The sequence below is a fragment of the Chryseobacterium sp. LAM-KRS1 genome (genome assembly GCF_013184525.1).
In the GTDB taxonomy this organism is placed as follows: Bacteria; Bacteroidota; Bacteroidia; order Flavobacteriales; family Weeksellaceae; genus Chryseobacterium; species Chryseobacterium proteolyticum.
Genome location: NZ_JAAOIZ010000004.1, coordinates 105,692 through 132,635 on the forward strand (window position 1 = coordinate 105,692; position 26,944 = coordinate 132,635).

Sequence of the window (26,944 nt, forward strand, 5' to 3'; positions counted from 1 at the left end):
TTCTACCTGTTTTGATAATTATATTCCAACATTCTATTCCTGCACTGATTAAATGCCCTTACAGGTTGCTCATTCATCCAGATCCCTCCCAGCAAGGCAAGACCTTCTGCTCCCAATTTCAGCGCTATCTCAATGTTTTCCTCATAGATTCCTCCTAAAGCAATAAGTTTTACATCATGATTATTCCGAAGTCCTATCTTCTCTAAAACCGTGGAATGTTCTCCATATCCTGGTTTTGAAATGCTTGAGAAAAATGGACTGAAAAAAGCATATTCCCAATTGGGTTCAAGAGCATTAAAAGAAATGACATCATGTACCGATGTAGAGATTACCGAACCTTTTGCACGCCATGAATGCAATCCATTAATACGGTCCTGTTCCCTGAAGTGTATTCTTGAAATTCCATATTCTGCTGCCAGGTCAAAATAACCGTGCATTACCAATCGATGACGGAATGATGCATCGATCTGATCCAAAAAAACGATCATTTCTTCCTCAGTGATAAAAGGTTTCCTGATATGAAATAATTCCAGCCCATCCTGAAACATCTTATTGACACATTCTGCCTCATTGATTAAAATGTTTTCAGGACTTATGACAATGATCATAAATAAATTTCCTTTCCGTTCTCGATAAACTCCTGTGATTTTATCATCATACCCATTTCAGCGGATTCCCGTATTTCCTGAGTAATTTTCATGGAACAGAATTTAGGACCACACATGGAACAAAAATGCGCAATCTTTGCTCCCTCTGCCGGTAATGTTTCATCATGATATGCTTTTGCCGTTTCAGGGTCCAGGGAAAGATTAAACTGATCTTCCCATCTGAATTCAAACCTTGCCTTACTCAGAGCATTATCTCTGTACTGAGCACCTGGATGTCCTTTTGCCAAATCCGCAGCATGTGCTGCCAGCTTGTAGGTAATAACCCCGTCTTTCACATCTTTTTTATTGGGCAGTCCTAGATGTTCTTTAGGGGTAACGTAACAAAGCATTGCACATCCAAACCATCCGATCATGGCAGCTCCGATTCCTGAAGTTATATGATCATAGCCCGGCGCAATATCTGTTGTTAACGGCCCTAACGTATAGAAAGGTGCTTCGTGGCACTCTTCCAGCTGCTTATCCATATTTTCTTTGATCATATGCATCGGAACGTGACCGGGACCTTCAATCATTACCTGTACATTGTGTTTCCAAGCAATCTTCGTAAGCTCTCCTAAAGTCTCCAGCTCTGCAAATTGTGCAGCGTCATTAGCATCTGCAATAGATCCCGGACGAAGTCCGTCACCTAAAGAAAAAGCTACATCATATTTTTTCATGATTTCACAAATTTCTTCAAAATGCGTGTACAAGAAGTTTTCTTTGTGATGATAAAGACACCATTTAGCCATAATAGAGCCTCCACGGGAAACAATTCCCGTTACTCTATTAACGGTAAGGTGAATATATCTGAGCAGCACTCCTGCATGAATGGTAAAATACGAAACGCCTTGCTCCGCCTGCTCGATCAGGGTATCTTTAAATACTTCCCAGGTAAGATCTTCAGGAACTCCTTTCACTTTTTCAAGTGCCTGATAAATAGGAACAGTTCCGATAGGTACAGGACTATTTCTAATGATCCATTCCCTTGTTTCGTGAATATTTTTTCCTGTGGAAAGATCCATAATAGTATCCGCACCCCATCTGCATGCCCACACTGCTTTTTCGACCTCTTCATCGATACTGGAAGAAACAGCACTGTTACCAATATTGGCATTTATCTTTACTAAAAAATTCCGCCCGATAATCATCGGTTCACTTTCTGGGTGGTTGATGTTATTAGGAATGATTGCTCTTCCGGCAGCAATCTCTTCTCTTACAAATTCAGGAGTAATTTTATTTTTAGGAGTTCTTGCCCCGAAATTGTTCCCGACATGCTGGGAAGACATTTCTTTGGAAATAAAATCAAGCTGTTCTATTCTTTGGTTTTCACGGATGGCAATGTACTCCATTTCAGGGGTAATGATCCCCTGTTTTGCATAGTATAACTGGGTTACTTCTTTTCCTTCCAGAGCGACTTTTGGCTTATGATTATAAGAAAAACGTAATTCATCCAGTTTCGGATCTGCCAAACGGGCTTTCCCATATTCGGACGATATTCCGTCTAGAATTTTTACATCTCCCCTTTCCAGGATCCATTGCTCTCTTATTCTTGGAAGTCCTTTCTGGATATCGATCTGCGAATTTTCATCCGTATAAGGTCCTGACGTATCATAAACCGTGACAGGAGGATTATTCTCCAATGTTCCATTGCTGAGCTTTGTAGGGCTCAATAGGATTTCGCGCATAGCAACCTTAATAGGATGAATGCTTCCTTCAACATAAATTTTCTTTGAGTTCGGAAATGGCGAACGCGTAATTGAATGTGCCATAAAATTATTGGGGTTTTACGAAGATTAGCCGCCCTGTGTTGCGGTAATAATTAAAATTGAATCCTGGTCCTGAAGTACAGTATTCTGCCAGGAGGAAATGGGAATAATACGATTGTTTAAGGCAACAGCGATTCCTTTTTTGCGGCCGGGTGCCTCCAGAGCCATCAAAGCCTCCAGGTTTTCCGGTGGAATATCGAAAGTTTTCCGTGTGTGATTGATTATAAGTTCCATTCCAAGATTTTTGTTATAAATCACTTTAGGAATGGCTATAATAGTACAATAGAAATGTACAGCAAAAAGTCATCTCACTTTTCCCTACGCTGGTATGATCCAGATCAGGTTCAAAGGGTAAAGTCTCAGTCTGCTTGTGAACAGACACCCCTAAAGTATGGGACGAAGTTAGTTATTTTTTCAAAACAGGCAAAATGATTTCATTAAAAACAAAAAGACCATCTGTTTTTAGATGGTCTTTTGTATGTTTAATAGTATAATGTTAAGATTAACTTTTATATTCAGACTTATTCTTCGCATGCTCTCCATATGGCATCATTTTGCGGAACAGGAGCTACAATTCTGATCTCTTCTTTGGTCACAGGATGGATGAATGTAAGCATTCGTGCATGAAGATTGATCCCTCCATCCGAATTTGACCGAGGTGCTCCATATTTCAAATCCCCTTTTATCGGAACTCCAATCTTGGAAAGTTGAGCCCGGATCTGATGATGTCTTCCTGTTTCCAGATCAATTTCAAGAAGCATATAATTGTCCAGGGTTTTAATAACATTATAAGTTAAAATTGCCTCTTTCGCTCCATCTGTTGCCTTTGGAAAAACAATGGCTTTATTATTTTTCTCGTTTTTCTTTAAATAATGAACCAGCCTCTGGTGATGCGGAATCATTTCTTTAGCAACAACAGCCCAGTATGTTTTTTTAATTTCCCTGTTTTTAACCATCTGAGTAAGACGGGAAAGGGCTTTTGAGGTTTTGGCATAAATAACCAAACCTGATGTCGGACGGTCTATGCGATGAACCAAACCGAGAAAAACATTTCCCGGTTTAGCATCTCTTTCCTTTATAAAGTTCTTTATTGATTCTAATAACGATTCATCACCGGTCTTGTCACCCTGTACAAGCTGACCGACTTTTTTATTTACAACCAGGAGATGGTTGTCTTCATAAACAATCTGCTCCTCCATTTTACATTTAATTAGTCTGTCGTCTGTTCGACAAAGAAAGAATAATCCCTGCAAGAAGCCCAAGCGTTTTCATTGCAGCCAGCCTTGATTCCAATGGAAGAAAAGCGCCAACAATACAAAGACCTGCGGCAGCATACATTGGATATACAAAATTTCTGTTAGACAGAAAAGGAGCCTGAATGGCAAAACTTATTCCTATGACGATGTAAAATACCCTTTTCGAGAGGATATCATTAGTTTCCGGTGAAAAGAAATTGAACCATCCTACGGCAAGGCAGATCAATGCGATAACGGAAATAACTCCTTGTATAGTCTGTTGATTATCCCTCATTAATAGCTTTCTTTTTCATTAGGAAAGGTAACCTCTTTTACATCTTTTACATATTGTGCAACCGCCCCTGTGATTTCACTGTAAAGATCAAGATATCTTCTCAAAAATTTTGGACTGAATCCCTGGTTCATTCCTACCATATCATGATAAACCAAAACCTGTCCGTCACAGTCAGGGCCTGCTCCGATTCCGATTGTCGGAATCGAGATACTTTCTGATACTTTTTTAGCCAAATCTGCCGGAATTTTTTCTAAAACAACAGAAAAGCACCCTAATTCTTCTAAAAGCTGCGCATCACTGATCAGTTTCTCAGCTTCTGCTTCGTCCTTCGCTCTTACTTTGTAAGTTCCGAATTTATAAATAGACTGAGGGGTTAATCCTAAATGCCCCATCACAGGAATTCCTGCATTAACAATTTTCTTGATTGATTTTGAAATCTCTTTACCGCCTTCAATTTTCACAGCATGGGCACCGCCCTCTTTCATCATTCTTACGGCAGACTCTAACGCTTTTTCAGGATTACTCTGATAAGTTCCAAAAGGAAGGTCAGCAATAACGAGAGCTCTGTCTACTCCACGTACAACGCTTTGAGCATGATAGATCATCTGATCAAGAGTAATAGGCAGCGTAGTTTCAAAACCTGCCATTACATTGGCTGCAGAATCTCCTATCAAAACAGCATCTACTCCTCCTGCATCTACCATCTTTGCTGTAGTGAAATCATAGGCTGTAAGCATTGTTATTTTTTCCTTGTCGAACTTCATTTTACGCAAGGTTTCAGTCGTAACTTTTTTTATTTCAGAATGAACAGACATAATGTATCTATATTTTAAAAGTTAAAAAGTCGGCTTCCGCCGACTTAAATTTTTTTTATGATTTATAAAACTACGTGACCTAGTTTCATTAGTTTGTCGTGGTTGAGGATCTTGATGTTTCTTCCGTCCACTTCTATCAGATCATCCTGTTTGAATTCGGAGATCAGACGGATAGCACTCTCGGTAGCTGTCCCGATGATATTGGCAATTTCTTCTCTTGTTAAAGAAATTTTGATAAACCCTTCCGGATCTACTCCTAATTTCTGTTCCAGAAGCAATAAAATTTCAGCCAATCGCTCTCTTACGGTTTTTTGAGCAAGGAAAGTAATCGTGTTTGAAGATTCTCCTAATTCATAAGCTATTTTCTGAAGCATTACGAAAGACAATTGAGAATCCACCTCTAAAAGATACATAAATACATCTGCAGGTAGAAAAGTACACTCAATATCAGTCATTGCTTCAGCTTTAGCCTGAAAATTTTCTCCGCAAAGCAAAGAACGGTAGCCAATAATATCACCTTCTTTGATAAACCTTAAGATCTGATCTTTTCCAAAGGCTCCGGATTTAGAAAGTTTAGCAGCACCATTTTCTAAAAAATATACTCCCTTTGGAGTTTCTCCATCTTCGAAAATAGTATCGTGTTTCTGAAATTTTAATTTCTTTTTTGTGCTAATGTATTTTTCAAAATCTGCGCTTGAAAGTCTTTCCTTAAAAGATTTATCATTAAAAACTCTGGCGAACCTCTCTTCAATTGCAATCTGTTGTTCCTGCGACATTTTAATATGACATTTATCACAAAAATAGAACATTTTAACTCGATAAACAAAAAAATTTGTTATAATTTTGTACCTCAATAATTTATGGAGGTGAGCGAGAACTGTTTTCATTGTGGTCAAGGCATAGAAAAAGAACGAATTCTTTTTGATGAAAAAATTTTTTGTTGCAACGGTTGCAAGTCAGTTTACGAAATTCTGAATACCAACAATCTAAGTAATTTTTATGAACTGAATAAAAGAGCAGGAATTCGTCCGGACGAAAATTCCTCTCAGTTCGATTATTTGGATACCCCGGAAATTTTTGAAAAAGTCACCGATTTTTCAGAAGGCAATACAAGTCTTGTGACTTTTAAAATACCTGTAATCCACTGCTCATCTTGCATCTGGCTTTTGGAAAGCCTTCATACCCTGAACGACGGCATTAAATATTCACAGGTCAATTTTACCAGAAAGACCTTACAGGTTTCTTTCAACCATAACGATCTAAAACTAAGCGAACTCGCTAAATTTTTAACCAACCTCGGATACAAACCGGTCATTAGCCTGGAAACGGCAGAGAAAAACGTGGATCATCTTGATAAGTCCCTTCTTGTTAAACTTGCCATTGCCGGTTTTGCGTTTGGGAATGGAATGTTCCTTGCTTTTCCTGAATATATTGGAGGTGAAGATTATTGGATGCAGCACTACAAAGGACTTTTTAGAACATTAATGTTTCTGCTTGCCATTCCTGTAGTTTTCTATTCAGCTTCAGATTATTACAAATCGGCCTGGTATGGTTTAAAGAACAAGATCGTTAATATTGACGTTCCTATTGTTTTGGGTATTTTCGTTCTTTTCGGAAGAAGTATTTATGAGGTAGCAACAGACTACGGACCAGGCTATTTCGATACACTTTGTGGGCTATTATTCTTCATGCTGCTAGGAAAAACCTTTCAGAAAAGAACTTATAGCGCTCTTTCATACGACCGTGATTACAAATCTTTTTATCCGATTGCAGTTACCAAAGTCGATTTTGATGGAAAGCAGGACAATATCTTACTTTCAGAAGTTAAAGTAGGAGACCGGATTCTGGTTAGAAACCAGGAAATCATCCCCGTAGATGCTATTCTTATTAACGGGGAAGGAAATATCGATAACAGTTTCATCACTGGTGAAAGTGAAAGCATAAGTAAACAACCGGGAGATAAAATTTTTGCCGGTGGAAAACAGATAGGATCTTCTCTTGAACTTGAAGTGATTAAAAATGTGGACCAAAGTTATCTTACTCAACTTTGGAATAAGGAAGCATTTAAGAAATACGAAACAGGACTTGACACTCTCACCAATAACATCAGCAAGTATTTCACATTTATCATCTTAGGCATAGCTTTAATTTCAGGAATTTACTGGTCATTCATTGATCTGGAAAAAATGTTCCAGGTGGTATCTGCCATATTGATCATTGCCTGTCCTTGCGCGCTGGCGCTTTCCGCTCCTTTTACTTTCGGGCATATTATGAGGATTTTAGGGCGGAATAAATTCTATGTGAAGGATACCCTGACCATTGAGAAAATTGCAAAAATCGACACACTTGTATTTGATAAAACCGGAACCATTACCCACCGCAAAAAAACAAATATCAAGTATGAAGGTTCAACCATTTCAGAATTCGACTCACTGAATATCAAAACCTTATTAAAAAATTCAAATCACCCGCTTTCAAAATCTTTATACGAATTTATTGATATTAATGATGACTACTTCCCTGTTGATAATTTCGTTGAGACCTCCGGGAAAGGATATGGGGCTACTGTAAGAGGAGCTCATTATAAGATAGGATCTGCAAAATATAATAATCAGGAATCTAAAAATCTTGAAACGGCAGTCTACATCAGTAAAAACAATGAATTTCTAGGTAAATTCATATTCAAAAATGAATATAGAAGTCGCCTTAAAAACTTATTCAAAACGCTCAACCATTATAAAATCTTCATTTTAAGCGGAGATAATTCTTCTGAAGAAAATCAGTTAAAGGAAATTATCCCCAACTATCAGGCGATGGCATTTAATCAAAGCCCGGAGGATAAATTAAATTACATCAAGCAACTCCAGGATAAAAATTACAAAGTTGCCATGTTGGGAGATGGATTAAATGATGCAGGAGCATTGAAACAAAGCAATGTAGGAATAGCCATTGCAGATGACACCAATACCTTTACTCCTTCATCTGATGTCATCATGAATGGTGACAAAGTGGTTACCCTTGACAGGTACCTGAACGTTTGCAAAGGCTCAATTACTATTGTTAAAATGACATTCATAATAAGCTTTTTATACAATATAGTAGGCTTAAGTTACGCTGTCACAGGCCATATGCATCCGCTATTCGCAGCGATAATCATGCCAATAAGCTCAATCACTGTAGTTGCATTCACTACAATTTCAACCTGGATCTTAGGACGGAAATACTTTACCAAAGAGGCGTAGAAGCCCTTATTTAGACTGATTTTAAATTAGCAAGAATCGGTATTTCGTGATGAATGTCATTATTTTTCACTAAATTTGAACCCCGAAAATAGGTTAATTTTGTTGTCTGATGGATATTCTATATTTAATGATCCTATGCAGTGTTTCTTTAGCTGCAATTTTCTTGGTCGTTTTTATAGTTAACGCCCGAAAAGGACAGTTTGAGGATGATGAATCTCCTGCTGTACGAATTCTTTTTGACTCCGGTGAAATAAAGGAGAAAGAGAAAGATGGCAACAAAACAGACGAGAAAGAAAAAGGAGAAAATAATAAAATTGAAGAAAAAAGTGAATAGTTGATATGGAGACACAAAAGTTTAGTTATGACAACAGTATTGTTCGGGCATTTCTTTATGCGACCATAGTTTTTGGGCTTATAGGGTTTTTGTTCGGGCTTACAGCAGCCTTAATGCTTTTCTACCCTGAACTTCCTGAATTTTTATTTGGTACAGATGATACTACCATTCAGAGTTTGAAGAGTGGTAATATCCAAGGGCTAATTAATACTCATGGTGCATTTGGTTTTGGTAGAATCAGAATGTTGCACACCAACACGGTAATCTTTGCATTCGTTTGTAATATCGTTTATACCGGTATTTATTACTCATTACAGAGATTATTAAAAACAAGAATGTATAGCGATACATTATCTTGGTTACATTTCTGGACTTGGCAGTTTATGATTGTTGCTACGTTCATTACATTCTTTATGGGGATCAACACCTCTAAAGAATATGCTGAGCACGAATGGCCAATCGATATATTAATTGCTTTCTCATGGATCATTTTCGGTATCAACATGTTCTTAACTATTGCTAAGAGAAGGGTAAGACACCTTTATGTAGCTATCTGGTTCTACATTGGTACCTGGATCGCAGTAGCAATGCTTCACATCTTTAATAACTTAGAAGTTCCGTTATCTTTCACAGGATGGAAATCATATTCAGCATATGCAGGGGTAAAAGATGCTATCGTACAATGGTGGTATGGTCACAATGCAGTAGCATTCGTATTAACAACTCCGGTTTTAGGTTTGATGTATTACTTCTTGCCAAAAGCGGCAGACAGACCGGTTTTCTCATATAAACTGTCTATTATCCACTTCTGGTCATTAATTTTCGTATATATCTGGGCTGGTCCTCACCACCTTCAGTATACTGCACTTCCTGCATGGGCACAGGCAGTAGGAACAGGGTTCTCTATTATGCTTATCGCTCCATCATGGGGAGGAATGCTTAATGGTCTTCTTACCTTAAGAGGAGCATGGGATAAAGTAAGAGAAAATCCTATCCTTAAATTCTTCGTGGTGGCTGTTACATGTTATGGTATGGCAACTTTTGAAGGACCGCTTTTAGCAACTAAAAATATCAACAAGATCGGTCACTTTACAGACTGGGTAATCGGACACGTACATTTAGGTGCACTGGGATGGAATGGTTTCATGGCATTCGGTGTAATCTATTATCTTGTACCTATCTTGTGGAGAACAAAATTATGGTCTGTAAAACTAGCTAACTGGCATTTCTGGTTAGGGACTTTAGGAATTATTTTCTATGCAGTACCAATGTATATTTCAGGATTTACTCAAGGTTTGATGTGGAAACAGTTCAATCCGGACGGAACACTATTGTGGAAAAACTGGTTGGATACTGTAACAGCTATTATCCCTTATTTTAAAATGAGATTCTTAGGAGGATTCTTCTACATTTCAGGAGCTATTTTAATGATCGTAAACGTTGTTGCAACGGTAAGAAAAGGATCATTCCAGAAAGAAGTTCCTGCAGAAGCTCCTGCTTTAGCAAACATCAGCAAAAACAGAAAAGAAGGAGAAGGAACTCACCTATGGTTAGAAAGAACTCCTGTATTATTAGGTATTTTATCTTTCATCACTATTTCTATCGGTAGTTCAGTTGAAATTATACCTACTCTATCACTTAAGAAAAGTGTACCTACCATTTCAGCAGTGAAGCCTTATTCTCCGTTGGAACTTGAAGGTAGAGATATTTATATCCGTGAAGGTTGTAACGCTTGTCACTCTCAGATGGTAAGACCATTCCGAGATGAGATCGTAAGATTTAACGGTAAAAACGGACAATATTCAAAAGCGGGTGAGTTTGTTTATGACAGACCATTCTTGTGGGGTTCAAAAAGAACGGGACCGGATTTACATAGAGAAGGAGGGAAAAACCCTAGTTCTTGGCACTATAAGCACATGTATAACCCAAGATCGACATCAGCGGGTTCTATCATGCCTCGTTACCCTTGGTTAATCGCTACGAACTTAGACAGATCTAAAATGGTTGATAAAATGTTACTGATGAAAAATACTTTTGACGTACCATATACAAAGCCTCAGATAGATTCTGCAAACAAGTGGGCAGATAACCAGGCAGCGAAGATTGTAAAAGATATTTTCTCTGAAGCAAATGACCTGAAAGAGGCTTATGCGAAGAGACCTAAAGGTGAGCTAGAGAAAAAAGAGGTTGTAGCCCTTATCTCTTATCTTCAAAGATTAGGTACTGATATCAAAACAACAGAAATAAAAACAGCAAGTAATAACTAAAAAATATTAAAGCTCAATGATTCCTCAGAACTTTAAAGATATATTATCCAATACAGAAAACGCTGGTTTTTACCAGACGCTGGCTCTGATTTTCTTTATGCTGTTCTTCGTAGCTTTGGTAATATATGTTTTTAGCAGACCTAAAAAATATTACAAGGAAGAAGAAGAGGCTCCTCTGCAGGATGACGAAGACGACTTTAATTTAAAAAATTAAAAATTTATTATGAAACAAAGAACACCGGTTGTTGTAAACATTTTAATAATAATTGGACTTTTAATAGTTTTTTATTATTTATTTGTACAAAGCTACTCGTTTCTAGCTTCACCATACTTCTGGGGAACTGTTGTGATAAGTGCTATCTTAGCTTATATTCATAGCGCCATTGGAGACCTGATTGAAAATAATAGATTCAAAAAATTGTCTCCTGAAGAAAAAGCAGCTTACCTTGCTGAGAAAAAGATTCCTTTCTTAAGAAGAATGTATGACAGTGCATTCAAAAAGCAATCTGTTACAGAGGAAAAAGACATCCTTATCGACCATGGCTTCGATGGAATTATGGAGCTCGATAATCAATTACCAAAATGGTGGGTAGGTTTATTTTATTTTGGGACTGCTTTTTGTATTGTATATATATGTGCATACTCTTTTACAGACTTCGCTCATCCATTAAGCGAATATGAAAAAGAATATAAAGAGCAAATCGCAAGTATTGCAGAGTACGAAAAATCTCAGCCTCCTGTAACCATTGAAACAGCGAAATATTCGGCTGATAATATTGCAGATGGTAAAGAGCTTTTCAAAACAAACTGTGCATCTTGCCACGGAGAAGACGGAAGAGGAGGTATTGGTCCGAACTTAACGGATAATTACTGGATCAACCAACCAGAGAAGACTTTATTTAAAAATGTTTTCCATATGGACTGGAATGGTTCTCCTACGAACCCTGCCATGAGACCGTTTGGTAAAAATGGTGAGGTTTCAGGTGCCGAAATTGAGAAAATTGCAGCTTTTGTATATCACATCAATCAGGAACAACCACCAATTACACCGGCTCAAGGTGGAGCAGCTCCTCAGGGAACAGAAGCTCATTGGGAAAAAGAATAATTTAAAGAAAATTAAAACATATGAAAAGCATAATTTGTTATTAGAAAAAAAAATAGTAACCAATTATGCTTTTCTTTTTTTAAATACACTACAAAATGTCAGACATAGAAGAAATAGAAGTACGCGGCGGACAGGGACAGGTTCTGGACCCTGAGACTTACAGGGATTCTATAGGGACTATGGAGCAATCCGGAAAAAGAAAATGGGTGTTCCCAAGAAAACCTAAAGGCAAATACACCAACTATAGGAACATTGTAAGTTATACTTTATTGGTTATATACTTTGCTGTTCCATTCTTAAAAATTAATGGTAACCCTTTCCTTTTATTCAATGTTATCGATAGGGAGTTCTTTATTTTCGGACAGCCTTTCTATCCTCAGGACTTTTTTATCCTTACTTTGGGTGCTATAGCATCTTTGATATTCATTATTATTTTTACGATTGCATTCGGAAGAATTTTCTGCGGGTGGATATGCCCTCAGACAATTTTTATGGAATCGATATTTCGTAAAATAGAATTCCTTATCGAAGGTGACAGAAACAAACAGATGAAGCTGGACAGACAGCCATGGGATAGCGAAAAGATCTGGAAAAGAAGTTTAAAGTGGTTTGTATACATTGTAATATCATTGATCATTACCCACTTTATGTTTATGTATATCGTGGGATATAAAGAAGTCTTCAGAATTGTTTCTGAAGGTCCTTTTGCCAATCCAACCAATTTCATCGTAATGATTCTTCTAACGGCAGCATTTTACTTTGTGTTTGCTTGGTTCAGGGAGCAGGTATGTACACTAGTTTGCCCATATGGAAGACTACAAGGTGTATTAATTGATAAAGATACCATCAATGTATTCTACGATTTCAAACGAGGAGAAAACAGGTCAAAATGGAGAAAGGGCGAGGATAGAAAAGCTGCGGGAAAAGGAGATTGTATAGATTGCCATCAATGTGTCGTAGTTTGTCCTACAGGAATTGATATCAGAGATGGGCAACAGTTGGAATGTGTGAACTGTACCGCTTGTATTGATGCCTGTGATGAAGTGATGGAGAAAGTAGGTCTTCCGAAAGGATTGATCCGCTACGCATCTGAAAATGAGATTGAAAATCAAACACCATTCAAATTTACGGGAAGGATGAAAGGATTTGCCGTTGTTCTCGTACTGCTTGTTGGATTCCTCGGCTACCTTCTGTACAACCGCGGAGAAATGGAGGCTAAATTCATTAAACCTGCAGGAAGTACATTCTTTGTAAGGGATGGTAAGATTACCAATACATATAATTACACTTTTTTAAATAAGACAAACGACAAGAAAATTGTAACCATCAAAGTAATAGAACCTGCTAAAGGTGAAATTATCTACAGTGCATCGAGTAAAATTACTGTAGAAAGAGATAAGATATCGAAAGGGACAATTAACATAAGCTTTCCTGAAGATGCCATGAAGTTATCTAAGCAAAACATTACAATTGGTGTTTACGATATGAAAGGAAAACTGGTTGATTCTTATAAAACTTATTTCGAAGGACCATTTAAATTAGATTTTTAATTCTCAGAAACCTCCATATTTTCGCATTCATGTAGTCAAATGAAAATGACAGAGGTTTTTTAATGATATACTACAAGACAAATAAAAAAATCCGGAAGCAATGAAAAACTTTAGTTGGGGACACGGTGTTGTATTGGCATTAGCTGCATTTATTATCTTTATTTTATCTATGTTATTTCTTTTCCCGAACGGGCAGAAAAATTCAGAAATGGTAACTGATAATTATTATGAAGAAGAATTACAATACCAGGATGTGATAGATGCTAAAAGGAGAGCAGATGAACTTAAGGAAAAACCTGCTTACACTCAAGATACAAATGGAATTAAAATAGTATTCCCAAAAGATTATAACAATTCCAATACTACTGTAAAGTTTGTTTTAAACAGAACAGATGACCAGAATTTAGATATCAAAAGATCTGAACAATTGGATGCAAATCAATCGTTTGTTATTCCTTCAAAGGTATTAAAAACCGGAGGTTATACCCTACGATTAATGTGGACAAGAGACAAGGTCAACTACAGAATGGATTATGATGTGATATGGAAATAGCACTTATTTTATCGGCAATTGGATTAGGCTTTGCTTCCGGCTTTCACTGTATCGGAATGTGTGGCCCTATTGCATTATCGATGGGATTAACAAAGAAACAGGCTACTAATTTTTATCTTCAGAATCTCACCTATCAGTTTGGAAGAATATTTACGTATTCTCTTTTGGGTGGTATTCTTGGTATCATTGGGCAAGGATTTGAAATGGCAGGATTTCAGCGGTACTTAACAATCGGTGTTGGAATCCTGTTGATTATTATGGCCATTTTTTCTTTTGGAGGAAAAGATTTTGCGTCCAAAATTCCTTTTTTCTCCAAATTCCTTTTTTCAGTAAAATCAAATTTAGGAAGGCTCCTTCAAAAAGCAGACTATCGTTCAAGATTTACAACGGGTATTTTAAATGGATTTTTACCTTGTGGAATGGTTTATATGGCTCTTACGGCAAGTCTAGCAAGCGGAGGAATATGGCAGGGAGCTTTATATATGGCTTTATTTGGATTAGGAACACTTCCGTTCATGTTTGCGATAGTTCTTGTCGGAAATCTCATGAATCAGGCTTTCAGGATGAAGGTTTTAAAAGCCATCCCTATTATCATGATTATTTTAGGCGGGCTCTTTATCGTTAGAGGACTTGAATTGGGAATTCCTTACATTTCTCCCAAAGCTGAAGCCATGACAATCCAGAAAGGCCATAATCATGATGTAAACTGTCATTAAAATATCTTACTATACCCATGAAAAAAACATTCCTGTTATTCACGATGTGCCTTTTGGCATTGCAATCCTGTACCATCAATTCTGAAATAGTTTATTATAAAGATGCTGCGTCCTCTACGATTATGGATATCGATGTGCGTGAGTTTATGGCCGAAATGAAAGCCATGACACCGGATTCTTTACAGAAAAAGGAGCTTGGCGAAATGGATAAACTTCCCACAACCTGGACAAGTATGTATGAGTTGGATAAAGAAAAAAACAAAGGTAAAATCAAGGATCAGGATTCCATAAAAATATTAAAGAAGGTTTTTATGAAATCAAATAAAGAAAATAATGAATATGCAGGATTTTCTTTAAAACTAGACCATTTTTCAAAACCTGATTATGATGCACTCCATCGTCTTTCCGTAGGCTATCAGCTCCCTGTTGATCAAAATGTATATAATGACTGGAATGGTAAAACCTTAACGATCAATACAGAAAATCTTAATCTTAAAAATATTGAGGAAGCGCTCAAATCAAAAACACCACAAGAAGAAATCGAGAGTGCTGAAGGTTTGTTACCTATGCTTTTTAAGAAGATCGGAACTACTCTGAAATTTGAAAACAAAATAAAATCCATTACCGGAAAGCATGACTGGGTACAGCAGGTTGATGATCATTCGATTAGGATAGAATACGATATTAAAGCACTTTATGATAAAGAATTTAAGTTCAAACATGATGATAAAATGATCATTATTACAACAGAATAAAAACAAAAAACCACCGGCATGCCGGTGGTTTTCATATTATATATTTCTGTATTAATTAATCAATTCAAATTTTGCATATTCAGCCACTTTTTTCGGAAGTCTTATTCCTTCTTCGGTCTGATTATTTTCAAGCAATGCAGCCATAATTCGTGGTAAGGCCATAGCAGAACCATTTAGGGTATGAACCAGCTGAGACTTGCCATCTGTTTTATAACGACATTTTAAACGATTCGCCTGGAATGTTTCAAAATTAGAAACAGAACTTACTTCCAACCATTTTTCCTGAGCAGCACTCCATACTTCGAAATCATATGTCATTGCAGACGCAAAACCTGTATCCCCGCCACACAGTCTTAATACCCTGTAAGGAAGTTCAAGATCCGTAAGAATCTCTTTGATATGTTCAACCATTTCTTCCAAAACGGCATAAGAATTTTCAGGCTTTTCAATTCTTACAATTTCTACTTTTTCAAATTGATGAAGACGGTTCAATCCTCTTACATGAGCTCCATAACTACCGGCCTCCCTTCTGTAACATTGTGAAAATGCCGTATTCTTAATAGGAAGATCTTTTTCTTCCAGTAAAACATCACGATATAAATTTGTTACCGGAACTTCAGCTGTAGGAATCAAATAGAGATCATCCGCACCGATATGATACATTTGCCCCTCTTTGTCCGGTAATTGTCCGGTACCATATCCAGATGCCTCATTAACTACGTGAGGAGGATTTACCTCCATATATCCGGCATCTACATTTTTATCAAGAAAATACTGCACCAATGCTCTTTGCATTCTTGCCCCTTTTCCTAAATAAACAGGAAAACCTGCTCCTGCAATCTTCACCCCTAATTCGAAATCAATAAGGTTATATTTTTTTGCCAGCTCCCAGTGTGGAATTGCTCCTTCTCCAAGACCTTCAACTTCATGAGACTGATAAATGATTTCATTATCATCTGCTGATGCTCCGTTCTTTACAAGCTCATTTGGAATATTCGGAAGCTGATACAGGATATTTAATAAGTCTTTTTCTTTTACATCCAGTTGTGATTGTAATTCTTTACTCGACTCTTTAAATTGTGCTGTTTTAGATTTTGCTGATTCTGCTTCATCTTTTTTACCCTCTTTCATTAAAAGCCCAATTTCTTTGGAGATTTTATTGATTTCGGAAAGTTGAGAATCTAATTCAAACTGGATTTTTTTTCTTTCGTCATCGGTAGCAATAGCTTCGTCTACCAACTCAAGATTTTTGAATTGTCTTTTTTTCAGACCTTCTAAAACGCGCTCTTTGTTATCGCGTAAAAAATTAACTTGTAACATTTTATTTGGATGTTAGTTGATTAGAATGTTAAACCATAGATCATCCAGGCTAACAGTTTTGCAAATTTAAAATTATTTTATAATGGTAACAACATTTGGAGCACCTGGTTGTTTTGTAAACTTCAGCTCATCATTATAAAATACTTTGGAGACTTCGAATACGGAAGGTGTCCAATGATATTGGATTCTGAGAACATCATTTGTCACATCATTGGTAGTTTCTGTAAGCTTTTTTGTAAGTGCTAATGTAATGCGGGATTCGTAAGTTCGATCTGCAGGGCTTATTGAATCTACAGTTACTCTTCTGGCTCCCGCAATATACTCAATATAAAGTGTAGAATCTGCCGTAGCCTTTAATGCAAAACTTACCGGAGCATTATCGCTGATCCCATTGATATCATTCATTGAAATTGCGGTAAATGAGCCGCTCTTTTTGGCATTCAATAAATCCTGTCCGGCACTGTTCTTCATATACAGATTAACAATCTGATCTATCCTTTGTATACTATCCTCGTCGCTTCTACAGCTCAGAAGCGCAAAAAAAACTACCAGAATTCCGAATATAACATTTCTCATTTCGAACAAAGATAAAACATATTTTAATTATTTTTTCTTAATACTTTATTCAGCAACAAATTAATTTCAGATTTTGAAATCATAAAATCACGGATATGGAACTCTGTCAGTTCATAAAATTTCCAGAACAATAATCCGGATGAAATACAATAGGAAACAGAGGTTATGATACAGGCTCCTGTAATTCCCCACCTTGGAATGATAAAAAAGGATGAAACGATCGTAAAAATAAGCCCTATTACAGATTTAATATTTAATATTCTCAGCTTATTCACCCCGGCAAAATAATATCCTATTATATTACTTACGGCTATAGCCAGAATGCCGGGAGATAAAAACAGGGTAATCCGTTTGGTTTCGCTAAAATCTTTACCAAAAATCATCACATAGAACTGGGCTGGTAAAAGCAAAATGATTATAATAAAAAGTAAGGTAACCAGAAAACTAATCTTCAAAGATATCTTTGTTTTTTCAATAGCGATGTTATGATTGCTGGTATTAACCACATCTGAATATAAAACTACAGAAAGACTTTTACTTACAGTCCAGATCGCCTCAGAAAAAGCAATTCCGATAGAAAAAACACCAACACTCGTAATCCCCTTAAAAAATTCTAAAAAGTAAAATGATAACCTGTTATTTAAAAACTGGAGAAAAGCACTTAATTGTGTCTTCCAACCATAATCAAACAGCTTATTACGAATTTTTTTAGAAAATGAAATACGGCCAATTTCACAATAACGTAAGATTTGAAAACTACTGGTTACGAATAAAACGGCAAAGCAACTTAGCTGGGCTATAAAGTAAGAAACAACTGATGTAATGTTAATAAGGTATACAATAATTATAATAAAAACAATATGAACCACCTGCTGCAAAATAGTATATAGATTGAACATTCTGATATTCTGCTGCCCGACAAACAAGTTAATATTAGCGGCAAGAAGTGAAGACAAAACAGACAGTCCAATGAGATAGTATAAATATTCTACCGGACGAATAATACTAAAAATAAGCGGAACAGCTATCCCTATTAAAACAGACCATAGATAAGCATACAAAAGAATTTGTTCCGTTTTATATTTTGAGGCAAAATATATGACGCTGCTTCCCACAAAAATGTTACAGAAAAAGCCTACGATGGTAAGGTCGGCAATCACAATGGAAATTGTCCCTTTCCCTTCACTGCCCCACATATTGGTTGTATAAATGACCAGCCCGAAATTTAATATCAATATTAAAAAGCGGGAAATAAACGTTTTCACAATTGTATTTTGCTTCATCATATCAATTAGGAAGTGATTGTTTGACGAAGTCTGTAAAACGCTTTTTTATGAGATTCCAGTTGTATTTCTTCTCATACTCTTTTCTGGCATTCAGTGCATGTCTGTTATATATCTCAGGATGATCTATGTAATTGATAATGGCATCTGAAATAGCATTATCATCTTCAGGATCAACCAAAACCCCAAACTCAGAAACATCTACGTGCTGCCGGGTAGCCTTTAAATCGGTATAAATAACAGGTTTTCCAGATGCAGCGTAATAGAATATTTTAATTGGTAAACAATGATGGTTTTCATAGCTCATTTCCCTAAGATCAAAACATAAATCAGCTTCAGCATATGCTTCTGTAAAAGTCTCAAAAGAAGCAGGCTTTTTAATGGTTACATTTTCCCAATTGTACTTTGAAAGTAAGTAAGAAAAATATTTTTCATCCTTTTCCTTTCTTGATGACCCTATAATCAGAATTGCAATCTCCAGTTCCGGTCTTTTTTTTCTTAATGTATCAATAGCTTTAAAAAAATTTTCAATCCCTTTCTCTTTGGAAATCTGTCCCGTATAACACAATGTTATTTTATTCGGATCTAATTTCTTAATATTCGGATGGATATAAACATCATTGGGAAAATAAGGCAAAGTAATATTCCTTTTAAACGGAAAGACGTATGCCAGAGGAAATTTTTTGGTGTTTTCCCCAAAAATAAAATGAGTACTTATCCATCCTGCATACAATTGAATCATCAAAAATTTAAAAGCATGAATCCCTTTTAGAAAAAATGAGAAGTTTTCAACCATTCTATTGGATGGATACCATTCCGTAATATCATAGATAACACTTATTCCCCGTTCCTTCTTTATCTTTTTTGAAGCTATAACCGCCAGTGGTTCTGAACTTATGATACTGTCCGGCTGGAAACTATCACAAACCCTTTTAAAAATCTTAATCTTACTGCTCGTGCTTTGGTCTAAAACCGGATAAGATTCAATTTCTATCCCGTCAATAATTCCCTTGTATCCGGAGCTCAAACTACAGATTTTCACGTCAAACCCCTTCCCTTTAAGCTCTTTAGCCTGATGATAGAAGATCCTGTCATCATCATATCTATGTGCGGTGGTTAGAAAAAGTATTTTAGGCATGGTTCTGGAAAATGATAGCCGGATAAATAAAATGAGTTAAAAATCCGGTTGGATACAAATATACTTTAAAAAGAAAAAAAGCGGAACAATCCGCTTTTCTTTTCTTTTGACTTTCGATAAATTTATTTAATATCAGCAGCCCAGCTCTTATCAAGAGGTAACAGGAAATGACTCAAAAAATCAAGGTATGTGTTTTTAGAAAAATCAAATACCTGAATATCCCTTGATAATTCTCCGTTTCTAAGCTTTGTCTTAAAATCGATCAATTTTAATGTTTTGATTTCTCCTTCTTCAACGTAACTCGCCTTCATTCTGTCAAATAACCCCAATTCATACTCCGCATCGATTTCTCTCATTACCTTTCCCAAAGCATCGATGCTGCATCCTGAAGCCATTTCTTTTTCTTCATCTACACAGATCACGATAAACTGATTCTTTTCAATTTTAAAAGATGATGAAAGAGGTTTCCCGTGGGCTGCCCATCCTGCCAGAAAGTCGTACAGTTTCTCTGTAATAACTTTAGCTTCTTTTGTGGTGAAAGGCCTTGTCGCCGGATATATGATAACTCTGTAATCGCTTGTTTCTACTATATTGGATTCTTCAATCTTCATTGCTGTAAATTTAAAGTATAAAATTACACAATTTTATTCAGTTTAAAACCATTGTATTTTTTACTTAAGGCATACAACAATATTATAAAAAGGAGTATAATGAAGCCAAAAAAGAACCTAAGGCCCGAAGAATGCGGAAAAAAAATAAATTTAATATAAATATTGGCGAAAATAAGACATGCAGACAATCTTACCCACTGATCCTTAGAAAGATAAAAAATAGCACCAAGCATACTTAAAGAGATCAGACTTACTTTCTTAAAATAGATAATCTTATTTAAAAGGATATGAAGATATTCCTCAATAGTAAACACCGCAGGTTGAGCTGATATTGTTGGTCTTCTGTAGATAAAAGAGTCATAAAAAAGATTTTTCCATCCGGGATAATTATAAAACTTGATAATAAACATATACAGACACAAAAGTGCCACTCCCTGGATCAGGATATAGAAATCAGTCTTTTTATCCTTATAATATTCAAATACAATAACACTCATCAGATAGCTCAAAGTAAAAGGAATATAATCAGGTCGTGTAAATGTAATGCCTAAAAGAATCAAAAACATGATCCATTTATTCCAGCGTTTTATCCAACCTATTGCAAAAACAAGTAAAAATTGAAATATAAACATATCCGGTGTGGAAACCCTGGACATATAAGTCATCGGAGGTAATAGAGCTATTACAATAGTAAGCCCGGCTGCAATGAGATACTTCTGAGGAAATATAATTGTAAAGATATAAAATAACAGTAGTCCGGATATAAAATAAGAAATAAGGCTCGCTACTAAAACTGCCATAGGAGGAGAAAATCCTATTTCGTAAAAAAAGGAAATCGCCAGGTTATATCCGGCCTTTATCTGGAAGTACGGAATTTGTTCGGTAAAAGATTGTGTATCGTTTTTAAAAACCTGTCTTGCCCTGTCTACAGGTTTCAATCCGATGATGTCGTTATACTGATCTGCGGGTGCTTCTTTTTCAATAAAACCGAAAGTAAGATTCCTTACTTTTTCAGGAGAATCCGGAAACCGGGAGGTATATAAACACCCCAGATATCCTGGCATATCCCAATCGTATATTCTGTTTTTATAATTCCAAAACGTAAGGTAAGATAAAATGAGAATTACTAAAAGGAAGGAAACTTTCCATTTTGTCTTCATTAAGAATCAATACATCAGCAATAGATCAATATTATAAATCTTCTGCCTCGGCAAGAAGCTCTACAATATCTTTTACGGCCACTTCATCATTTTTATTGAAATGTTTCACCCCATCCGTCATCATCGTATTACAGAAAGGACAACCAGTAGCAATTACTTTAGGCTCAAAAGACAATGCCTCTTCAGTTCTTTCTATATTAATATCCTTATTTCCTTTTTCAGGTTCTTTAAACATTTGTGCTCCTCCTGCACCACAACATAGTCCGTTGGTTTTGCAACGTTTCATTTCTACCAACTCAGCATCAAGTTTTTCCAAAAGTATTCTTGGCGCTTCGTATTCGTTATTCGCTCTTCCTAAATAACATGGATCATGGAAGGTAATCTTCTTTCCTTTGAAGGCACCACCTTCAATTTTCAATCTGCCTTCCTCCATTAAACTTTTAAGAAATTGAGTATGATGTACTACCTCAAAATGTCCACCTAAGCTTGGATATTCATTTTTAAGCGTATTGAAGCAATGAGGACATGCCGTTACAATTTTCTTCACTTCATAGGCATTGAGGACTTCAATATTCGTTAATGCCATCATTTGGAAAACAAACTCGTTTCCTGCACGTTTTGCAGGATCTCCTGTACAGCTTTCTTCCTGGCCTAAAACCCCAAATTCAACACCTATTTTATTTAATATTTTACAAAAAGCTTTCGTAATTTTCTTTGCACGGTCGTCAAAGCTACCAGCGCAACCCACCCAGAATAAAACTTCCGGTGCTTTTCCTTCGGCAGCATATTCTGCCATTGTTTTTATATTGAAATCCATCTTTTCTTACGATTTGAAAAATATGAGGATTTGGAAATTTGAAAATAGGTTGAGTAAAATCAATTTTTCAAATTTTCAAATTGATTAATTATCTAGTTCTCGTTTGCCCAGTTTAAACGGTCTGCCTGATTATACTGCCAAGGAGCAGCATTATTTTCCACATTAGTCATCATCAAATTCAGTTCCTGTGGTGCTGCCGATTGCTCCATTACCAGAAATCTTCTCATTTCAAAAATAATGGAAAGCGGATCCAGTAATATAGGACAAGCTTCTGTACAAGCATTACAAGTAGTACATGCCCAAAGCTCTTCTTTCGTTATATAATCATTCAGTAACTTTTTGCCATCATCTACAAACTTTCCATTCTTGTCAATATTTCTTCCAACCTCTTCCATACGGTCTCTGGTCTTCATTAGAATTAACCTTGGAGAAAGCTTTTTACCGGTAATATTTGCAGGACATACAGAAGTACATCGTCCGCATTCCGTACATGAATAGGCATTCAGTAATTGAACCTGATTCAGATCAAATATATCTTCAGCACCGAATTTGGAAGGAACATCTGCTTCAGCGCCTTCTGCCGGCGCAGCGTATGGATCAGCATTAGGATCCATCATCAGTTTAATCTCCTTCGTTACAGATTCCAAATTGTTGAATTTCCCCTTTTTCTCCAAATTAGCATACCATGTACTTGGGAATGCCAGGATAATATGAAGGTGCTTAGAATAATAAAGGTAATTCATGAAGAACAAAATTCCCACAAAATGAAACCACCAGGCTGCTTTTTCTGTGAAAAACAAAAAGCCATCACTAAAATTGCTGAAGATAGGTCCCAATAATGTTGAACTAACTGGAAAACTTCCATGCTCGGGAAGAAGCCCTCTTTGCTGAAGTACCCAATCTGCTGTATTCATTTTAAGGAAAGCAATCATAAGTGCAAACTCAATAATAAGAATCCAGTTGGCATCGTGTTTTGGCCATCCAAACAATTCTTTCATTGTTAATCTCTTTACTCCATAAAAATTTCTACGGATAAAAAAGACAACAACTCCAATGATGACCAATAATGCCAATACTTCCAGGGTTGCTGTAAAGAAGCTATAGAAGCTATGGCCAAAAACCGAAGCAAGGAACCTGTGAGTACCGAATATCCCATCGACAATAATCTCGATAAGTTCTATGTTGATAATAATAAAACCAACATAAACAAAAAGGTGTAAAATACCCGCTACAGGTCTCTTTACCATTTTACTCTGCCCCATTGCAACACGTGCCATGGTTTCCCAGCGCTCGGACTTTTTATCACTTCGGTTGATTTCTTTGCCTAACTGAATATTTCTGTAAATTTTCATCAGGCTTTTAGCAAACAACCCAAACCCAGCAATTAATAAAATCAGAAAAATAACGTTATCGATGTACTGCATAAGGTGTAAATATTAGTCTTTATTATTCTTACCAAAAACGGAGAAATTGATATATCTCTTAGGATTGGCTTTCATATCTTCAATTAACGAATTAAGATTCGTAGATGCAGAGTTCAAATTATTATACAGCTGTTCATCTTTCATCAACTTCCCTAAACTCCCTTGTCCGTTGTCTATTCCTCCGATTACCTGGTTAAGTTTACCAACGGTAGCATCCAGATTAGCAATGGTAGCATTCAACCTTTTAGTATCAATGCTCTCTGCTAGGTTGCCATATTTATCTAAAGTCACTTTCCCACTTTGCATGGTTAAGCTCGCATCATCTAAAACTTTCTGAAGTTTAGGATCATTGTGTCCAACTAAATTGTTAACGCTTCCTGCTGTTGTTTGTAATGCGCCTACAGTTTTATTAAGATTGGATAGCAAAGCTTTGATCTCTGCCCTGTTTTGCCCATCGACAATCATATTGGCATTGGCCATCAAAGAATCAACACGATGTAAAACAGATTGCAATTGATCCTTAACCGGTCCTACCTGTGAAGAAAGGCTTCCCAATGTCCCCAATTTGAAAGCTCCTTTTAAAGTGTCCCCATCTTTTGCCGTTGCCCCTCCATATACAAGGTTAACACGCATTTCTTTACCAGACATTAATCCCGGCTCAAAAATTTCAAGAGTAGAGTTCTTTGAAAACTCAAATTTATTATCTACCGTAATTTTAACAACAAAATTGATTTTCCCATCTTTGCTTGTCTGAGGAATGATCTTATCAACCTGCCCTACTTTCAAGCCATTGATGGATACTGCTGAGGATTGTGCCAACCCTTCAACATTATCATATTTCGCGTAAAATATATTATCGGTAGTAAAAAGGCTACGGCCTTTCATAAATTGAAATAATAACACAAAGCCTACGATAGCTAAAAGTGCAATTACACCAGCTTTTAATTCTTTACTGAACTTCACTTGCTAATTTTTTTCTAATGAGCAAATATAGCACATTTTAAATTAATCTTTCTGTTTATTCCTCTGCGTTAAATACAAAAAAAGCGGCATTTTTTATGCCGCTTTTTGTATCTATAAAATTACTTTTTTATTAATGCTGATTTCCCAGCTTATTCCAGATTTCAATTCTGTAATCATCGATATCAGCATTGTCCTGCAAGCTTTTTAACCAAGCCTGTCCGAACATTCCTGCACTTCTTTGAGTAACAGACTCTGTAAATTGCTTCAGATCTCCAGGTTGTTTATTTACAGTTTCATTCTTTTTGATCAGAACATAAACTCCCGTTCCTCCTTCTACAGGTTTAGAAAGTTGAGATTTCTTAACTCCAAAAGCAGCACCGGCAACTTTAGGCTCCATAGATCCGGCTACTGAAGGATTTAATAGATTCACCTGAGCACTTTGTTTTGTAGTGGCAAACATTTTTGCAATCTGATCAAGATTTGAAGCTTTAGCTGCCGTAATCTTATCAGCTATCTGTTTTGCAGCCAGCTTATTTTTCACAACCACCTCGATCTGATCTCTTACAGACTCAGGATCTGCCAATCCTTTCTCCTGTTTCCCGTTAAGGTATACTACAATTTTATCACCCGTTCCGTCTACTGTAAAGAATTCTGTATCTCCTTTAGATCTCTTCTTATCAAAAGCCCACGCAAGAATATCACCGTCTTTTTCAGTTCCTAAGCCTTGTAACTGACCATCGAATCTTTTGGCAGCCTTAGGATTTGAGAATTGATAATTTCCTTTCTTGGCAATATTCACGAAATCGTTGAAAGATTTACCCTGAACCTGCTGAATGAATCTTCTTGCTTTTTTATCAACATCTGCTTCCGTAGCATCAGAAGCTTTGATTGCTTTTACAACATTCGCTACTTTATATCCTAATGCACCAGGCTTTTTATCTTCAATGTTGATGATATGATATCCAAACTGCGTTTCTACAACACCTGTTGCTCCTTTTGGATTATTAGCCAAATAAGTAAGGAATTCAGGAACGAAAGGAGTTTCCGGAGTAGTCCATCCTAAACTTCCTCCTTGAGCGGCAGAATTAGGATCGCTGGAAAGCTTTAAGAATTCTGTAAATTTAGCAGGATTTGCTTTTACGATAGCTCCGATAGAGTCCGCTAATTTTTTAGCTTCTTCTTTGGATCTTGTAATACCTTCTCCTGCAGGACTTCCTTTGAATGCTATAAGGATATGTCTTGATAGTGTAGAATCTGAAGTCTTTTTACCTAAAAGCTTAGAAACCACATAGAAATTTTGCTCTTTATAAGGACCAAAAGTCTGTCCGACAGCTGCAGTTGTAATCTGTGACTGTATTGTCTGTGGCAATTGATTAGGCTTCAAATATTGGCTATTGAAAGGCATATCAGAGTTGGCCATTACAAACATAGAGTCATTGGTTGTATTTTGGAAATTTTCTTTCCCACCGCTTGCATCAGTTCCTCCTGAGAATATTTTATTGATTTCTTTTAAAGCTGCGGCATCATCAGCTGCACTCGGTTGAGAAGGAAAGAAAGCAATACCAATATTTCTGCTTGCTTCAGTCTTAAACATCACCGGATGTTGCTTAATATAATCAGCAAGATCCTCTGTCTTAACCTTAATATTATTTTTCTGAAGGTAAGATGTGTAATCCACTTTCACAAAGTCGATATCAGCCATCTGATCTCTTTGTCTCATCAACTCTTCAGCTTCTTTCTTACCTGTAGTGATCCCTGTAGAAATATTAGCAAAAACCTGTCTTGCCATAATTCTGTATTCAACAGATTTTCTGGTTTTCAACCACTGATTGTATCCTTCAGCACTTGTTGTTTTTAATTCCTCAACTTGTTTCTTAAGCTCTTGAGTCTTAAAATTACCTTTCTCATCAAAGAATTGTTTGTTTTGAGCAAACATCTGATCATACTGAATCTGACTCCAGAAGTAATCATCTGTCATTTCAAACCCCATCTTATCAAACTGCTGCTTGATAAGCTTTGATTGAACCAACAACTGCCAAGCTTGTTCTTCAAGACCATTTTTGGGCTGACCTTGTTGCTCTGCCTGCTGTTGCAATACGAAAAGTTGATCGTTAAACTCTTCACGGGTAATCTTTTCACCATTTACTTTTCCTAAAACATCAGGATTTTTTCCAAAAACCTTATCAATGCTATCAGGATTAACTAAAAACGCTAAAAGCGCCAGTGCAATTACTCCCATCAAAAGCCAAGGTCTATTCCTAATCTGTCCTAAAATTGCCATTTTATAAATTATAGTTTTTTATCAGGTTGCGAAAATACACATTTTTAAGAAATTACAGAAATCCAAGTGCTTTTTTTAATTTTTAAAATTC

Annotated in this window: 26 protein-coding genes and 1 riboswitch; of the genes, 9 read left to right on the top strand and 17 right to left on the bottom strand. The window is 36.4% G+C overall.

The window, feature by feature from the left end:
* Window positions 1-2: 2 nt before the first annotated feature.
* The 7 genes from G9C87_RS11505 to G9C87_RS11535 form a co-directional block, all read right to left on the bottom strand.
* A complete protein-coding gene (locus G9C87_RS11505) occupies window positions 3-608 on the bottom strand; it encodes a thiamine phosphate synthase (RefSeq protein ID WP_172281227.1) in 606 nt (201 codons plus the stop codon).
* Window positions 605-2,416, bottom strand: coding sequence for a phosphomethylpyrimidine synthase ThiC (thiC, locus tag G9C87_RS11510; RefSeq protein WP_172281229.1), 1,812 nt, complete (start codon window positions 2,414-2,416; stop codon window positions 605-607). The genes G9C87_RS11505 and thiC overlap by 4 nt, the downstream gene beginning before the upstream one ends.
* A gap of 24 nt (window positions 2,417-2,440) precedes the next feature.
* A complete protein-coding gene (gene thiS / locus G9C87_RS11515; RefSeq protein ID WP_172281231.1) occupies window positions 2,441-2,647 on the bottom strand; it encodes a sulfur carrier protein ThiS in 207 nt (68 codons plus the stop codon).
* 64 nt (window positions 2,648-2,711) lie between these two features.
* A riboswitch (TPP riboswitch) is annotated at window positions 2,712-2,809 on the bottom strand.
* A gap of 125 nt (window positions 2,810-2,934) precedes the next feature.
* Window positions 2,935-3,612 carry an RluA family pseudouridine synthase gene (locus tag G9C87_RS11520; RefSeq protein ID WP_172281232.1) on the bottom strand — a complete coding sequence of 226 codons (678 nt, stop codon included), beginning with the start codon at window positions 3,610-3,612 and terminating at the stop codon, window positions 2,935-2,937.
* Between the two features lie 7 nt (window positions 3,613-3,619).
* Window positions 3,620-3,943 carry a hypothetical protein gene (locus G9C87_RS11525; protein WP_172281234.1) on the bottom strand — a complete coding sequence of 108 codons (324 nt, stop codon included), beginning with the start codon at window positions 3,941-3,943 and terminating at the stop codon, window positions 3,620-3,622.
* Window positions 3,943-4,758, bottom strand: coding sequence for a 3-methyl-2-oxobutanoate hydroxymethyltransferase (gene panB, locus G9C87_RS11530; protein ID WP_172281236.1), 816 nt, complete (start codon window positions 4,756-4,758; stop codon window positions 3,943-3,945). Before panB ends, G9C87_RS11525 begins: the two co-directional genes overlap by 1 nt.
* A gap of 62 nt (window positions 4,759-4,820) precedes the next feature.
* Entirely contained in the window at window positions 4,821-5,534 is a 714-nt protein-coding gene (locus G9C87_RS11535; RefSeq protein ID WP_172281238.1) for a Crp/Fnr family transcriptional regulator, read from the bottom strand.
* Window positions 5,535-5,624: 90 nt separating this feature from the next.
* On the opposite strand from G9C87_RS11535, the gene G9C87_RS11540 reads away from it, so the two are divergent.
* The 9 genes from G9C87_RS11540 (at window position 5,625) to G9C87_RS11580 (ending at window position 15,280) form a co-directional block, all read left to right on the top strand.
* Window positions 5,625-8,000: a heavy metal translocating P-type ATPase gene (locus G9C87_RS11540; protein WP_172281240.1), complete on the top strand. Its 2,376-nt coding sequence runs from the start codon at window positions 5,625-5,627 to the stop codon at window positions 7,998-8,000.
* A 109-nt stretch (window positions 8,001-8,109) separates the two neighbouring features.
* The gene (gene ccoS, locus G9C87_RS11545) at window positions 8,110-8,334 is read left to right on the top strand and encodes a cbb3-type cytochrome oxidase assembly protein CcoS (RefSeq protein WP_172281242.1); all 225 of its coding nucleotides are present in this window, start codon (window positions 8,110-8,112) and stop codon (window positions 8,332-8,334) included.
* 5 nt (window positions 8,335-8,339) lie between these two features.
* On the top strand, window positions 8,340-10,601 hold the full coding sequence (gene ccoN, locus G9C87_RS11550; protein WP_172281244.1) for a cytochrome-c oxidase, cbb3-type subunit I: 2,262 nt from the start codon (window positions 8,340-8,342) through the stop codon (window positions 10,599-10,601).
* A 16-nt stretch (window positions 10,602-10,617) separates the two neighbouring features.
* Complete coding sequence (locus tag G9C87_RS11555; RefSeq protein ID WP_089028120.1) at window positions 10,618-10,815, top strand: cbb3-type cytochrome oxidase subunit 3; 198 nt, start codon at window positions 10,618-10,620, stop codon at window positions 10,813-10,815.
* A 9-nt stretch (window positions 10,816-10,824) separates the two neighbouring features.
* Window positions 10,825-11,706 carry a cbb3-type cytochrome c oxidase N-terminal domain-containing protein gene (locus G9C87_RS11560; protein WP_172281246.1) on the top strand — a complete coding sequence of 294 codons (882 nt, stop codon included), beginning with the start codon at window positions 10,825-10,827 and terminating at the stop codon, window positions 11,704-11,706.
* A 95-nt stretch (window positions 11,707-11,801) separates the two neighbouring features.
* Window positions 11,802-13,256, top strand: a complete 1,455-nt coding sequence (gene ccoG, locus G9C87_RS11565) for a cytochrome c oxidase accessory protein CcoG (protein ID WP_172281248.1) — start codon at window positions 11,802-11,804, stop codon at window positions 13,254-13,256.
* A 100-nt stretch (window positions 13,257-13,356) separates the two neighbouring features.
* Window positions 13,357-13,809, top strand: a complete 453-nt coding sequence (locus G9C87_RS11570) for a FixH family protein (protein WP_172281250.1) — start codon at window positions 13,357-13,359, stop codon at window positions 13,807-13,809.
* Complete coding sequence (locus tag G9C87_RS11575) at window positions 13,800-14,525, top strand: sulfite exporter TauE/SafE family protein (protein WP_172281252.1); 726 nt, start codon at window positions 13,800-13,802, stop codon at window positions 14,523-14,525. The genes G9C87_RS11570 and G9C87_RS11575 overlap by 10 nt, the downstream gene beginning before the upstream one ends.
* 17 nt (window positions 14,526-14,542) lie before the next feature.
* A complete protein-coding gene (locus tag G9C87_RS11580; protein WP_172281254.1) occupies window positions 14,543-15,280 on the top strand; it encodes a hypothetical protein in 738 nt (245 codons plus the stop codon).
* A 51-nt stretch (window positions 15,281-15,331) separates the two neighbouring features.
* Here the strand turns inward: G9C87_RS11580 and serS are convergent, their stop codons facing one another.
* The 10 genes from serS to G9C87_RS11630 all read right to left on the bottom strand — a co-directional run bounded on the left by serS (window position 15,332) and on the right by G9C87_RS11630 (window position 26,853).
* Window positions 15,332-16,600, bottom strand: coding sequence for a serine--tRNA ligase (gene serS, locus G9C87_RS11585; protein ID WP_172281256.1), 1,269 nt, complete (start codon window positions 16,598-16,600; stop codon window positions 15,332-15,334).
* A gap of 72 nt (window positions 16,601-16,672) precedes the next feature.
* Complete coding sequence (locus tag G9C87_RS11590) at window positions 16,673-17,176, bottom strand: hypothetical protein (RefSeq protein WP_172281258.1); 504 nt, start codon at window positions 17,174-17,176, stop codon at window positions 16,673-16,675.
* 23 nt (window positions 17,177-17,199) lie between these two features.
* The gene (locus tag G9C87_RS11595) at window positions 17,200-18,462 is read right to left on the bottom strand and encodes a polysaccharide biosynthesis C-terminal domain-containing protein (RefSeq protein WP_172281260.1); all 1,263 of its coding nucleotides are present in this window, start codon (window positions 18,460-18,462) and stop codon (window positions 17,200-17,202) included.
* A 1-nt stretch (window position 18,463) separates the two neighbouring features.
* Window positions 18,464-19,597: a glycosyltransferase gene (locus G9C87_RS11600; RefSeq protein WP_172281262.1), complete on the bottom strand. Its 1,134-nt coding sequence runs from the start codon at window positions 19,595-19,597 to the stop codon at window positions 18,464-18,466.
* 122 nt (window positions 19,598-19,719) lie between these two features.
* Complete coding sequence (locus G9C87_RS11605; protein WP_172281264.1) at window positions 19,720-20,208, bottom strand: hypothetical protein; 489 nt, start codon at window positions 20,206-20,208, stop codon at window positions 19,720-19,722.
* Window positions 20,209-20,231: 23 nt separating this feature from the next.
* The gene (locus G9C87_RS11610; RefSeq protein ID WP_172281266.1) at window positions 20,232-21,368 is read right to left on the bottom strand and encodes a hypothetical protein; all 1,137 of its coding nucleotides are present in this window, start codon (window positions 21,366-21,368) and stop codon (window positions 20,232-20,234) included.
* A gap of 31 nt (window positions 21,369-21,399) precedes the next feature.
* Window positions 21,400-22,185: a (Fe-S)-binding protein gene (locus G9C87_RS11615; RefSeq protein WP_172281268.1), complete on the bottom strand. Its 786-nt coding sequence runs from the start codon at window positions 22,183-22,185 to the stop codon at window positions 21,400-21,402.
* A gap of 92 nt (window positions 22,186-22,277) precedes the next feature.
* Window positions 22,278-23,609 (bottom strand): (Fe-S)-binding protein, encoded by a 1,332-nt coding sequence (locus G9C87_RS11620; RefSeq protein ID WP_172281270.1) that lies wholly within the window; start codon window positions 23,607-23,609, stop codon window positions 22,278-22,280.
* Window positions 23,610-23,621: 12 nt separating this feature from the next.
* Complete coding sequence (locus tag G9C87_RS11625; RefSeq protein WP_172281272.1) at window positions 23,622-24,572, bottom strand: MlaD family protein; 951 nt, start codon at window positions 24,570-24,572, stop codon at window positions 23,622-23,624.
* Between the two features lie 130 nt (window positions 24,573-24,702).
* A complete protein-coding gene (locus tag G9C87_RS11630; protein WP_172281274.1) occupies window positions 24,703-26,853 on the bottom strand; it encodes a SurA N-terminal domain-containing protein in 2,151 nt (716 codons plus the stop codon).
* Window positions 26,854-26,944: the final 91 nt, after the last annotated feature.